Annotated in this window: 9 protein-coding genes; 5 read left to right on the forward strand and 4 right to left on the reverse strand. The window is 67.7% G+C overall.

Features of this window, described 5'->3' with window-relative positions:
* Nucleotides 1–7 precede the first annotated feature (7 nt).
* Nucleotides 8–2,416, reverse strand: coding sequence for a TonB-dependent receptor (locus ACX40Y_RS11105; RefSeq protein ID WP_459119627.1), 2,409 nt, complete (start codon nt 2,414–2,416; stop codon nt 8–10).
* 137 nt (nt 2,417–2,553) lie between these two features.
* Here ACX40Y_RS11105 and ACX40Y_RS11110 point away from each other — a divergent pair, with 137 nt between their 5' ends.
* The gene (locus ACX40Y_RS11110) at nt 2,554–3,459 is read left to right on the forward strand and encodes a LysR family transcriptional regulator (protein WP_459119628.1); all 906 of its coding nucleotides are present in this window, start codon (nt 2,554–2,556) and stop codon (nt 3,457–3,459) included.
* Nucleotides 3,460–3,476: 17 nt separating this feature from the next.
* On the opposite strand, the gene ACX40Y_RS11115 is transcribed toward ACX40Y_RS11110, so the two are convergent.
* From ACX40Y_RS11115 to ACX40Y_RS11125, 3 genes are read right to left on the reverse strand one after another with little or no spacing between them, the layout of a single operon-like run.
* Complete coding sequence (locus ACX40Y_RS11115) at nt 3,477–3,719, reverse strand: hypothetical protein (RefSeq protein WP_459119629.1); 243 nt, start codon at nt 3,717–3,719, stop codon at nt 3,477–3,479.
* Nucleotides 3,716–6,115, reverse strand: coding sequence for a YbcC family protein (locus ACX40Y_RS11120; protein WP_459119630.1), 2,400 nt, complete (start codon nt 6,113–6,115; stop codon nt 3,716–3,718). Before ACX40Y_RS11120 ends, ACX40Y_RS11115 begins: the two co-directional genes overlap by 4 nt.
* Nucleotides 6,116–6,119: 4 nt before the next feature.
* Nucleotides 6,120–7,673: a proton-conducting transporter transmembrane domain-containing protein gene (locus ACX40Y_RS11125; protein ID WP_459119631.1), complete on the reverse strand. Its 1,554-nt coding sequence runs from the start codon at nt 7,671–7,673 to the stop codon at nt 6,120–6,122.
* Nucleotides 7,674–7,771: 98 nt separating this feature from the next.
* Between ACX40Y_RS11125 and ACX40Y_RS11130 the strand changes: the two genes are divergently transcribed.
* The 4 genes from ACX40Y_RS11130 to ACX40Y_RS11145 all read left to right on the forward strand — a co-directional run bounded on the left by ACX40Y_RS11130 (nt 7,772) and on the right by ACX40Y_RS11145 (nt 13,005).
* Nucleotides 7,772–8,665: a LysR family transcriptional regulator gene (locus ACX40Y_RS11130; protein ID WP_459119632.1), complete on the forward strand. Its 894-nt coding sequence runs from the start codon at nt 7,772–7,774 to the stop codon at nt 8,663–8,665.
* 103 nt (nt 8,666–8,768) lie between these two features.
* On the forward strand, nt 8,769–11,054 hold the full coding sequence (locus tag ACX40Y_RS11135) for a TonB-dependent receptor (RefSeq protein WP_459119633.1): 2,286 nt from the start codon (nt 8,769–8,771) through the stop codon (nt 11,052–11,054).
* Nucleotides 11,051–11,626: a hypothetical protein gene (locus tag ACX40Y_RS11140; protein WP_459119634.1), complete on the forward strand. Its 576-nt coding sequence runs from the start codon at nt 11,051–11,053 to the stop codon at nt 11,624–11,626. Before ACX40Y_RS11135 ends, ACX40Y_RS11140 begins: the two co-directional genes overlap by 4 nt.
* Nucleotides 11,623–13,005, forward strand: coding sequence for a PepSY-associated TM helix domain-containing protein (locus ACX40Y_RS11145; RefSeq protein ID WP_459119635.1), 1,383 nt, complete (start codon nt 11,623–11,625; stop codon nt 13,003–13,005). Before ACX40Y_RS11140 ends, ACX40Y_RS11145 begins: the two co-directional genes overlap by 4 nt.
* Nucleotides 13,006–13,102: the final 97 nt, after the last annotated feature.

The raw sequence follows: 13,102 nt of genomic DNA on the forward strand, positions 1-13,102 counted from the left end.
CGCCCCCTCAAAACTTCGAGGTTGCCCGCACGCCATAGGTGCGCGGCGGCGAATAGACGGCGAGCGCGGCAGAGCCGGCATTGTAGATCTGGGCACTGGCCTGGTAACGCTCATCCTCGATGTTGCGGACGAACGCGGCGATCGACCAGCGATCGTCAAAGGCGCCGAAGCTGATCTGGGCGTTGCTGACCCAGGTGGCGCCGACCAGCTGGTTGGGCATATATTCGAACCCGACGACGCGGCTGGAGCGATATTGCGTGTCGCCCGAGACGACAAGCTTGTAGTCGCCCAGCGGCACGGTCTGCTGCGCGCCGAGGTTCATCGTCCATTTCGGCGATTGATAGGCCGTGCGGCCCGAGCAATCGATGTCGTACATGCCCGCCACCGCGCTTGCGCGATACGGACAGCCGGTAACCGGCGGCGTGGCGCCGATCGGCTCGCGATAAACGAAATCATCGTATTTCGCGTCGAGATACTGAACATTGACGCTGAGCAGCGTGTTCGGCGTGGCAAGGAACTGCGCATCGACCTCGACACCCTTGTTGGTCGATTTGCCGACATTTTCGGTGATCTGGCCCTGGTTGCCGTTCTGATCGACGCCGGTGTGATTGACCTGCTGGTTGCGGTACTTCCAGAGGAACGCCTCAAGGTTGAGCTGAAGCCGGTTGTCGAAGAACCGGTTTTTCATGCCGATCGTATAGGCGTCGATATATTCGGGCTCGAACGTCTCATAGCCGGCGGCCAGCGCGAAGCCGCCCGAGCGGAAGCCGGTTTCGTAATTGGCGTAGAGCAGCGAGCGGGGACCGACATCGAATTCGGCGCCGAGGTGATAGGTGAAACGATCGTTGGAAATCGTGGTGTTCACCGGCGTCACGGCGTGGATCAGCAGCGCGCCGGTGGTGCCGATCGGCCGGGCCTGGTTATCCGGCACGCTCGGGAAGATCGACGTCGGCAGATCCTGGTAGCGCCCCGTGGACGGCAGCAAGGGCGCATCGGGGCAGCTCGGTCGGCCCTGAACGACAGTGGTGCAGCGGACGAGGAACACGTCTGCGCGGCCGTCGAAATCCTTGTCGTCCTTGGTATAGCGCAGGCCGCCGATCAGCCGCAGCCGATCGGTGAAATTGGCGGTGAGGCGGCCGAACCCGGCATAGGATTTGGTGTTGGACGTGAACGACTGATAGGCGTTCAGCGCCTGTTGCGAGAAGAGATAGGTGGCATCCACCGACTCGTCGAAATAGTAAGCGCCGACGATATAGTCGAACATGCCGATCGGCTTGCCGGCGAAGCGGACTTCAAGGCTCTTCTGCTCGTCGGTTTCGGCGACATTGCCGTAAAAGGCCGGCACTGCGAAGCGATTGTCGAGCTTCGAATAGCGCCAGGCCGGGATCACCGTCAGCGTGCCGGCACCGGTGTTGAGCGTGATTTCGGCATTGGCGCCATAATAGTTGTTGTCGAGATAGGGCTCGACGTCGAGCGGATCGAGCGTGCGCCCGGAGAGTCCGCTGAACAGCGTCTGGCGATAGGCCTGCGCCTCGGGCGAGAACAGGCCGCTATTCTCGCTGAGGCCCGATGGCACGAACTGGTTGGCGGTGCCGTTATAGACGATCCTGCCGGCATAGGTAGAGCCAGGCCCCTTGCCGCCGCTATGCGCGAAATCGCCGCCGAGGCGCACGGTCAGGTCCGGGGTCAGTTCGCTCATGAACTGGACGCGCAACGCCTGCGTCTTCTCGTCGTTGGTCCCGTCGGTCTGATAGCCGTCGCGGCTGACGAGGTTGCCGGAAACGCGCATCGCGCCATGCTCGCCCATCGCGATGTTGACCGCGCCCTGGACGTTGAACGCATTATAATTGCCGTAGCTGGCCGTGACGAAGCCGCTGTTTTCGCCCAGCTTCGGCCGCGTCGGCAGCACGTTGATCGCGCCGGCCGTGGCGTTGCGGCCATAGAGCGTGCCCTGCGGCCCCTTCAGCACCTCGACCCGTTCGAGATCATAGAAGATGCCCGAGGTGGAGGTGGCGCGGCCGAGATAGACGCCGTCATAATTGAACGCGACCGCCGGATCGCTGTAGCCGTTGACGGTGAAGTTGCCGACGCCGCGCAGGAAGAACACCGTGTTCGCGCCGCCTTGCGGCTGGGCGCTGAGCGACGGAACCGAACCGCCGAGTTCGTTGGCGCTGGTCAGGCCGCGACTGACCAGCTGATCGCCGGTGACGACGGCGACCGGAATGCCGGCGCGTTGCAGATTCTCCGATTTGCGCTGCGCCGTGACGATGATTTCCTGAAGGCCCTGCTGCTGATCGGTGCCGGATGCGTCCTGCGTCGATGCCGCCGGTGCCTCTTCACTGGCCGCTGCCGCATCCTGCGCGTGCGCCTGCGCGGCGAGACCGGCAATGCCCAGCGCCAGAACCGAACTCGTCAATCGCCATGCCTTGCTCACATTCACCCTCCCATTGATCGCGGCCATTTTCGGCCATTCGTTGGGGCGCATGATGCGAGCCTTTTGACATCAATCAAAATTGTTATATTTTATGATCAATCAATCACGGGATTTATGCCATGCGCCTCGACCGGTTTGATCTGAACCTGCTGGTGGCGTTTCACACGCTGATGGAGGAACGCAGCGTCACCCGCGCCGCCGAACGGTTGCGGCTGACGCAGCCGGCGATGAGCGCGGCGCTGCGGCGATTGCGCGACTCGTTCAACGATCCGCTGCTGGTGGCGAACGGCAAGCAGATGGTGCCGAGCCCGCATGCGCAGGAATTGGCCCCGCGCGTGGCGGAAATCGTCGCGAACGCCCAGGCGCTGATTTCCAGTTCGACGCTGTTCGATCCCGCGACGTCGCGGCGGCGGTTTCGGATCGCGGCATCGGACTATGTGACCTCGATCGCGGTACAGCCGCTGTTGGCGGAAATCGCGACCACGGCGCCCGGCATCCGATGCTCGGTAATCGCGCCGCACACGGGCGTCGCCGACCAGATGGAGCGCGGCGAGGTCGACTGCATCGTCTCCCCCGAACAGTTCCAGGAGCAGGGCCATCCCAGCGAATTGCTGTTCGAGGAAGACCATGTCGTGCTCGGATGGTCGGAAAACCCGATTTTCGCGAAGCCGATCACCGAGGCCGACTACAAGGCGGCGGGCCATGTCGTCGTCGAACTGTCCAACACGCCCGCCTTTGCCGAGCAGATCGTCCGGGCGCGTGGCGATTCGCGCCGGATCGAGGTGACGGTGACGGCATTCACGCTGGTGCCGTGGCTGCTGCCGGGGACGATGCGGATCGCACTGGTCCATGCCCGCCTCGCCCGGCTGTTCATGGACAAGCTGCCGCTCGCGATGGCGCCCGCCCCCTTCCCGGTGCCGAAGATGCGCGAGATGATCCAGTTCAACCGGGCGCGGGCGAGCGATCGCGGGCTGATCTGGCTGCGCGAGGGCCTGCGGCGGCACGCCGGCGCCGGCCCCGCCTGAGCGACAGCCGGGCCGGCTCAGGCGAGGTTCGCGGCGGCGAGGATCGCGTGCGCGGTGCTGCGCGGCAGCAGCAGGTGACGAAGCATCTCGACATCGTTGGCGACGTCGAGCGGGTCCTCGGCAAGCGCCGATTCCAGCGCGGCGCGCAGCCACGGGCTGGTGCCGGGATGCGACAGCACCCAGGCGATTCGCTGGTCGATCGCGGCGATCTCCACCTCGGGTTCGGCCTGGGTGCGCAGGGTTGCGGTCTGGACGGTCATGCGTCGACCTCCCGCCCGGCATAGGGCTGCCATCGCAGGCCGCCGGCATAGCGCGCGGCGATCCGGCCGCGCTCGTTCATCGCCAGCAGGTGCAGCCAGCGATTGTCGAACAGCGCGCGGACCTCGCCGTGGCGGGCCAGGATCTCGTCGATCGCGGCGGTCGGCGCCTCGATTACCACCGTCAGGCGCAGCGGATCATGGACCAGCCGCTCGCCATCATGCACCGATTGCCACGGCAGGCCGCCGCGCAGCATCCCGCCATTCCCCTCCAGCACGCCGATGCCGCCGACGGCATTATGGAGCAGCTTGTTGCCCGCCCCAAACACGCCCGGCGCGACGCTGGAGCCATAATATTGCAGGCTGATCCAGCTCGCCACCACCACCGGCGCGGTGAGGATGAGTTCGAGTACCGACAGATCGGCATCCGCCCGCCAGTCGTAATCGTGCAGGAACGCCCTGCCCCCCAGCGACCGGCCGGCGGTGCGGGCGCGCGGCGCGGCGATGAAGGCGCTGCATCCGGCGAGCCCCCATTCGGGCCGTATCTCCGCCCAGTTACGGCCGCGCGCGACGATCTGCTTCACGCCATCGGCATGCGGCAGCCGCGCGGCGCGGGCGATGGCGGCTTCGACCGAGGCACGGGCCAGCCCCTGCTCCACCTCGGCCAGCAATGCGGCGGGAACCGGCGAGTCGTCGAGGAACAGCCGGATCCGATCGCTGGTCGTATCGTGCAGTGCGCCGATCGCGACCGTCTCGTCGGGAATCTCGATGCCCCGCGCGGCCAGCCCCTTGCGCACCACCGGATCGTTGAGCAGTCCGGCCAGCAGCCGCGCATTGACGTCACCGGCATGGCCGCCGCAGGCACCGCACTGGAGCGCGCTGGCGTGCAGATTGTTGGTCACGCCCGCGCCATGCCCGACGAGGATCAGCAGCGGCGCAAAGTCGCGGGTGAGCGACATCGCCCTCAGGATGCGTTCGGCCGCATCGATCGCGTCGTTGGGTGCGAGCGGCGGGTGGAAGCGCGGCTTGTGGCTTGCCGGTGCGGCGGCGCCCAGGCCGAGCGTGCCCTTGAGCAGCTTGGCCGCATAGACGAACCCGGCCGATTCGACGAAGGCGAACGATGAGACCGCCGCCTGCTTGAACCGCCCCCAGGCGCGATCGCCGCGCGCATTGGCGTGGTCCAGCGCCTCCAGATGCGGGTCGCCGCCATCGTCGCTGGTCAGGCCGGGCCGCAGCAGCACCGGCAGCCGCGCTTCGCCCGCACAGGCGCCATGCGGGCGATGCGCGGTGCCGACGCCGAAAAAGCCGGCAAAGCCCCTGGTGCGGATGCCCGGCGCCACCCGCTCGATCGCAGCGCGGATCGGCTCCGAGCGCACGTCGATGCAGAACGCCATCTGCGCGATCGTCGCGCTCTCGCCCTGCCCCTGCACCGGCGCGCGGAGCCGATCGGCCAGCCGCCGCTGCTCGGCGATCTCGGCGGCGTGCTGAAGGATCACGTCGATGCAGGCGTCCTCGCTCGCACGCGCCGGCGCCTCATAGACGCGGGCAGCCTCCGCCCAGCGTTCACGCAGGGCCGCGTCGCCCAGCGCCCACAGGGCGGCGTCCCACAGCAGCCGCACGGCGAGCAGATCGACCAGCGTGGTATCGACGCTGTTCGTCAGTTCGGCCTGCCAGCGGCGATAGCGGGCGAATTGCGCCCAGCCGCCCATGCTCATCAACAACCGCTCGAAATAGCGTGCCGCCGCCTCCGCCCGCAGCCCGAGCCGCGCCGCGCTGACCGCGATCGTGTCGCTGGCGGTCGCCGGCGCACTGGCGACGAAAGCGCGAAAGCCGGCCAAGCCGGCAATTTCCGGCGTGCGATCAAGCGCGGCCTGCGCACGCCAGCCTGCATAGGCGCCCTCGCCCTGCGGCGCGGCCCAAAGCGCCTGCCCGGCGTCGAAATAGCTGCCGGCCCAGCCGCCGATCTGATCGGCGACGATCGAGGGCCAGTCGATTCCGCCCGGCACGGCGGCGATTTCGGCAAGCGTGGGATGCGCGACCGGATCGGCGCTCTCGTCGGCCAGCGCGAGCACCAGCTGCTCGAACCGCGCCGGCCGCTCGTCCGCCGGCGTCGCCTGCCATGCGGCGTGGAGATCGCTTTCGTAGATCGCGCTTTCGGCGAGGCGCGCGCGATACCAGGTGCGCGGCATCGTCGCCCGGGCGCCGCCGCTCCGTGCCAGCCAGGCCGATGCCTGGGCAAGGCTGCGGCCAGTATGGCCGAGGAACGGGTTCACCGCGACACTGGTCGCCAGCGGCCAGAGCGGCGGGATGCCCCGCGCGGCCAGTTCGGCGGCTTCGAGCAGCAGCCCGACATAGCTGGGCTGCGGCGTGTGGGATTGCGGGTCGGCACTACGATACATGGGATCAAGCCTTTCCGAGAGTCCGGCCGCCGATCACCCGATCGAGCAGCGCGTTGACGTAGAAACCATTTGCGAGGTGGATGCGCAGGCGCTGCGCGGCGGGATGATCGCACCACAAGGGCAGCATCGCCTGCGCCGCCGCGATGCTGCCGAAGGCGAGCAGCGCGAAGGCGAGCAGCGCCCATTGGAACGGCCCCGGCGCCGGCACCGGCGGCAGCGTGCCCGCAGTCAGCCACTCGGCCGCATTGTGCAGCAGGAAATAGGCCGAGGTAGCGAGGATCGCGAAGCCCAGCGTGCGCTGGAGCAGCGGCCGCGGCGCGGCGGGGCTCATCCCCTGCACGATCAGATAGGCGACGCCGAACACCAGGATCGCGCCGAGCGCGACCGCCTGGGGCGGCTTGTTCCACGCCCCGAAGCCGATCGCGAGCGCCGCGTACAGGATCGCCGCGCCCAGCATCGCCAGGCCGATCGCCAGGCCGTCGGGCTTCGCCACCGGCCCCAGCCGCCGCGCGGTCGCGACCCGCTCGACCGCGCCACCCGACGAGAGGAAGGCATGCGCCTTGTAGAGCGAATGGGCGACGACGTGGAGCAGCGCGAGATAGAACAGGCCGAGCCCGCACTGCATGATCATGAATCCCATCTGCGCGACGGTGGACCAGGCCAGCTGCGTCTTGATCGCCGGCTGGGTGGGCAGCACCAGGCTGCCGAACAGCGCGGTGAAGCCGCCGAGCACCACCAGCAGCGCAAGCGCGGCGGGCGAGGCCAGCATCACATCGGCGAGCCGGATCAACAGGAAGCCGCCGGCATTGATGACGCCGGCATGGAGCAGCGCGGACACGGGCGTCGGCGCCTCCATCACTTCGGTCAGCCAGCCATGCAGCGGGAATTGTGCCGATTTGAGCATCGCCGCGATCGCGATCCCCCAGGCGGCGAGCGCCATTGCCTCGGGCGCCACGCCCGCACGCGCGGCGGCGAGCAGCTGGGCGATGTCGGTCGTGCCGGTCGCGCGCCAGAGCAGCAGCGCCGACCCGACCAGCAGCAGATCGGCGAGACCGGTGCTCAGCGCTTTCTTGCGGGCGGCACGGCGCGCTGCGGCGCGATCGGGATAGAAGAGCAGCAGCCGGCGGAGCCCCTGCCCCGTCGCGATCCAGCCGAACACCAGCTGCGGCAGCGTGCCGGCCGTCACCAGCAGCATCACGCTGGCGAGCGTTACCGCCAGCCACGCCATGAACGGTCCCTGCCGCGCTTCGCCATCGAGATAGGTCGCGGCGAACTGCACGACCACCCAGCCGACGAAGCTGACCAGCACGAGCATCGTGACGCTCACCACGTCGAGCCGCATCGCGACCAGCGATGCCGCGCCCGGCAGCGCCAGCGTGCACGGCCCGGCCACAGCGAGCCAGCCGGCAAGCGCGATCGACGCGACGAGCGCGACCAGCGCCGCCAGCGACACCGCGTGCAGCGTCCAGCCCGGCCGGAACCCGCGCCCGGCGCCCGCTGCCACCGCCGCCGCGGCGAGGATCGCCGGCCCGGCATTGGCCAACCACCACAGTCCCACACCTATTCTCCTTCTTGTCTGGCGGGAGCGTTAGGCGTGCGGAACGATCGGATAAAATTCATTGTTTGGCGGATATCGTTCGCTTTATAAGAACGATCATGCGCGATCTGAACTACAACCATCTGCGCTATTTCTGGGCGGTGGCGCATGACGGGAACCTCACCCGCACGGCCGAGCGGATGGCGGTCTCGCAATCCGCGCTGTCCACCCAGATCCGCAAGCTGGAGGAACGGCTGGGCCACGCCCTGTTCGAGCGCGAGGGGCGCCGGCTGGTGCTCACCGAGGCGGGCCGCATCGCGCTGGACCATGCCGATTCGATCTTCGCCACCGGCGACGAGCTGCTCGACGTGCTGCGCGAAACCGGGCGCGCGCGGCAGGCGGTGCGGATCGGCGCGCTCGCCACGCTGTCGCGCAACTTCCAGATCGGGTTCGTCCGGCCGCTGCTCCATCGCACCGATGTCGAGCTGGTGCTGCGTTCGGGCAGTTCGGCGGAACTGATGCAGGCGCTGGCGGCGCTGCAACTCGACGTGGTGCTCGCCAATCGCCCGCCGGCGCGCGACGCGATCACCCCCTATCTGGCGCACAAGATCGCCGAACAGCGCGTGAGCCTGATCGGCCGGCCCCGGCAGGCCGGCGACACCAGCCTGGCGGGCCTGCTGTCGACGCAGCCGGTGGTGCTGCCGACGCTGGAAAGCAGCGTGCGGACCGCGTTCGATTCGCTGGTGGCGACGCTGGGCGTGCGCCCGCAAATCGCGGCCGAGGTGGACGACATGGCGATGATGCGCCTGCTCGCGCGCGACGGCGTCGGGCTGGCGGTGCTGCCGCCGATCGTGGTGCGCGACGAGCTGGCGGAGGGGAGCCTGGCCGAACTGGCGCAGCTGCCGCAGGTGCATGAGGCATTCTACGCGGTGATGGTCAGCCGCCGCTTCGCCAACCCGCTGGTCGGCGAACTGCTGCAAGCTGCCGCCAGGGCGAATTCGGAAGCGGACTGAGCAGCCGAAGCGACCGAGCCCACCCGAAGGCTCAGCCTCTATGCAGATGCGATTGACTTGCATTATCTTAGCAGGCATAGCCGCCGCGTTTTTCGGGGGGCGTATGGCCAGGTTCAATCTTCTTCTATCCACCGCTATTCTGGCGGTCGTTTCGGTACCGGTTCACGCGCAGCGCGCGGATGCGCAGAATGAAAGCGCTACCGGCGCGGACGAGATCATCGTGACGGGCGAGAAGTCCGCGCGGACGTTGCAGGAAACACCGACGAGCGTCGCGGTCGCGACGGCGGAGAAGATCCAGCGCGAAACACTGATCTCGATTCAGGACGTCTACAACCGGACCGCCAACCTGTCCGAAACCTATGGCGCCGCCGGCTTCACGATCCGCGGAATCACCAATACCGGCATTGGCGGCAGCGGCCAAGCCGATGCGGCCAGCGTCTATATCGACGGCGCACCGATTTCGAACAAGGCGCTGTATGGCGGCCCGACCGACCTGTGGGACGTCCAGCAGGTGGAGGTGCTGCGTGGCCCGCAATCGACCATTCAGGGCCTGAATGCGCTCGCCGGCGGCGTCGTGATCACGACCAAGGACCCGTCGGTCGATCACTGGAGCGGCGACGCTCGAGTGTTGTGGACCGAATATGACAGCCGCACCTTTTCGGCGGCGCTGGGCGGCCCGATCATCAAGGACGAACTGGGCATCCGTCTGTCCGCCGAGCGACGCGCGGATCGCGGCATCATCGAAAACATCACGCGCGGCGGCTATGACGATGCGCTCAAGTCGCTCAATCTGCGCGGCAAGCTCAAATGGACGCCAAGCGCGATCCCCGGGCTGGAGGCGGTTGCCAGCTACAATCGCGTGCGGCGCGACGGCGGCTATCTGTATCAATATGCCCGCACCGACCGACCGGATTACTATGACCATCGCGTCACCGAAGGTGATCAGCCGACGCGCGGCGAGATCGCCAGCGACATCGCCGTCCTGAACATCAGCTATCCGCTGGGTACGGGGTTCAAGCTGTCGAGCGTCACGTCGTGGAACCGATCGGAGGTCCATTCGATCGCCGACAGCGACTATACGCCGCAGAACATCGAGACGATCGACAACCGCTATCTCTATCGCACCCTGACCCAGGAACTGCGCCTGAATTTCGACGGCGATCGGCTCAGCGGGCTGCTGGGCGCCTGGTATTATCGCCGCAGCGGCAGCGCCTGGCAGAACAGCCATGTCAATGTCACAACCCCCACCGGCACGATCGCCGGGCTGTTGCAGGCCAATGGCGCGACCGCCGCGCAGGCGCAGATGATTTCCGCCGCCTATGCCGCGCAGCTGCCGGTGATCCCGGTACTGTATGACGCGACCCAGCCCGAGCGGGTGGAAACGATGGCGCTGTTCGGCGACGGCCGCTTCCGCGTCACCGACCGGCTGGTCCTGATCGGTGGCTTCCGGTTCGATCACGAGCGCAACCGCTACACTGCGGAAACGCTGGCGACGTTCAACGGCACGCTGCCGGACGTGAACTTCCTCGGCGCGCCCTATGCGTCGATCATCGGGCTGATCAACCAGGGCGTGGTCGGGCTGGTCGACGACGCCTCCTCGCCGCTCGCGTCGAACAGCCGGACGTTCAACGCCTTCCTGCCCAAGATGGGCATCAGCATGGAATGGACGCCGGACCTGATCACCACCTTCACGGTGCAGCGTGCCTATCGCTCGGGCGGATCGAGCCAGAATCCGGCGCGGGCCGAACTGGTGCCCTATGACCCCGAATATAGCTGGAACTATGAAGGCGCGCTGCGATCGAAATGGTTCGGCGGCAGGCTGACGATCAACGCCAACGCCTTCTACATGAAGTGGCGCGACCAGCAGGTAACGGCCTATTTCGGGCTGAATTCCTATGACTACAACACCGTCAACGCGGCGGGCTCGCACCTCTATGGCTTCGAGGTCGAGGCGAATGCGCGGATCACGCCCGCGATCGACGCCTATGCCTCGATCGGGCATGTCCGCACCAAATACGACGAGTTCCAGCTGCCCAGCGGCGCCACCAGCACGATCGACCTGACCGACACGCAATTCCCCTATGCGCCCAGCTGGACGCTGGCGGGCGGCGCCAATGTGCGGTTCGGCGGCGGCTTCACCGCCAATCTGAACGCCAATTACCGTTCGTCAATGTTCACCGGCGTCGGTCAGGATCAGAGCAGCTACGCCGTTTCCGGTCGCACTCTGGTCAACGGCCAGATCGGCTATGAGACCGGCAGCTGGAAGCTGTTCGTGTTCGCCCGCAACCTGTTCGACGAGAAGTACAAGCAGTATCAGTATACGGCGGTGAACCAGGCGATCCTTGGCGAACCGCAGACCTTTGGCGTCGGCGCGGGCATCCACTGGTGATTGCGCTCGCCAGCCTGATCCTGGTCGCGGGCGGCGGCGCCGGCGCGTGGCTGCTGCGGCGTTCATGGCGGCGGCGCGACGGTGCGGTGCCGGTGCTGCTGTGGAGCGGCTGGGCGGTGCTGCTCGCCCTGCTGCTCGGCGCGGCGTGGTGGATCGGCCCGGTAAAGGGCGTCGCGCTGGCGCTGGCGATGGAGGCGATCGGCGTGCTGCTGGTCGTCTATGAAGGCCGGGTGCGGCGCAAGGTAGCTCGCGAACGCGGCGATGTCGCCCCCGAACCGCTGGACGAACCGGGCAAGCTGTGGCGCGGCGTGCTGCGGACCTTGCTGGCGGGGCCGCTCGGCATGCTGGCGGCAATGGCGGTCGCTTTCTGCGTCACCGTCTATATGCCCGGCGATCCGCGCACGCGCATCGTCACCGGCGGGCTGCTGATGCCGGTGCTTTGGGGGCTGGCAATGACCTGGACGCTGGCCGATCGCCGGCTGCTGCGCGCCACCGCCGTGCTCGTCGGCACCAGCGTGATCGGCTTCGGCATGGCGTTCGCGGGCGGAACGATCTTGGGAGTGGGCGCATGAGCAATACGCGCAGGAAGCAGTGGCGCTGGCCGATTTCGGCCGACACGGTGCGCTCGGTGCTCAGCAGCCATTCGGTGCTGGGGCTCGCCTTTGCCGCCATCATCTATCTGGTCTGCCTCACCGGCACGATCGCGGTGTTCACGCCCGATCTGCGACGACTGGAGTCGCCCCGCGCGACAATGGCGACGACGCTGACGCCGGGTGCCGCCGCGCGCGCGCTCAGCACCGCCGCCGCCGAAGTGCCGAACGACGTCTCGATCCATCTGGCGATGCCGGGTTCGGCGGACGAGGGCGCGAGCATCGTCGCATACAAACGCGACTATGAGCGGCATTGGGCAATCGCCGAGAACGGCTCGCTCTCTACCGTCGAGGCAGCCTGGACCGAGTTCCTGATCGACCTCCATATCGCGCTGCATCTGCCACGTACCTGGGGCGGGTTCATCGTCGGGCTCACCGGCGTGGCGCTCTTGTCCTCGCTCGTTTCGGGCATTCTCGCGCATCCGCGGGTGATCCGCGACGCATTCCATCTGCGGCTTGGCGGCTCGCGGCGATTGCAGGAGGCCGATCTGCACAATCGGCTGGGCATCTGGGCGCTGCCGTTCCACTTCACGCTGGCGCTGACCGGTGCGCTGCTCGGTCTCAGCACGCTCATCGTCGCGGTGCTGGCGCTGCTGCTCTATCGCGGCGACACGGCGCAGGTCTATGCCATGTTCATCGATCAGCCGCCGCCGGTCAACGCGCGCGCCGCCCCGATGCCCGATCTCGCCACGCTGATCGCCCGCGCGCAGGCGCGCATGCCCGGCGCGGCGATCGACAGCGTGCAGATCCAGCGCCCCGCCCGCTCGGACATGCGGATCACCGTGCACGGGCGCCGCGCGCCGCTGCTGGTGGTGCAGGACGAGGTGCAGTTCGATGCGCGCGGCCACATCGTCGAAGAGGAGCATCCCCGCGACCTAGTTGTCGGCACCCGCATCCTGGCTGGCATCGGCCAGCTGCATTTCGGCTGGTTCGGCGGCTGGCCGGTCCGGATCGGCTATGGCCTGCTGGGCCTGGCGCTGTGCGTCGTGACGTCGAGCGGCGTGACGATCTGGCTCGCGCGTCGCCGCGATCGGGGACGGGCGGCGCCGGGCTGGGAGCGGATATGGGCGGCGGTCTGCTGGGGGCAGCCGGTGATCCTGACGCTCACCACCATCCTCGCCTTTTTCGCGCCGGGCGCGCCGCTGACGCAGGCGTGGCTCGGGATGACGGTGCTGGCGATCGCGGGTGCCGCGCTCTGGCGAGGCGGCGGTCCCGCTGCCCATGCGCGGCTGTGGCGGCTGGCGCTATGGGCCTCGCTCGGGCTCGCCCTGCTGCTGTATGGCGGGCGCATGGTGATCTGAACCGCCCCCCGGCCGGCTTGCGCAGGTTCGGGGTGGTCATCCCCGCCGCTATCCTTATGGTAAGCGGCGATCTTGTCCCCGAGCCGACGGCTCGAGC

Source organism: Sphingomonas sp. RS6 (assembly GCF_054489705.1).

Coding starts and splice junctions, on each gene's coding strand:
- ACX40Y_RS11120 (WP_459119630.1), bottom strand. CDS start 6,115: ATGTATCGTAGTGCCGACCCGCAATCCCACACGCCGCAGCCCAGCTAT.
- ACX40Y_RS11115 (WP_459119629.1), bottom strand. CDS start 3,719: ATGACCGTCCAGACCGCAACCCTGCGCACCCAGGCCGAACCCGAGGTG.
- ACX40Y_RS11135 (WP_459119633.1), top strand. CDS start 8,769: ATGGCCAGGTTCAATCTTCTTCTATCCACCGCTATTCTGGCGGTCGTT.
- ACX40Y_RS11145 (WP_459119635.1), top strand. CDS start 11,623: ATGAGCAATACGCGCAGGAAGCAGTGGCGCTGGCCGATTTCGGCCGAC.
- ACX40Y_RS11110 (WP_459119628.1), top strand. CDS start 2,554: ATGCGCCTCGACCGGTTTGATCTGAACCTGCTGGTGGCGTTTCACACG.
- ACX40Y_RS11130 (WP_459119632.1), top strand. CDS start 7,772: ATGCGCGATCTGAACTACAACCATCTGCGCTATTTCTGGGCGGTGGCG.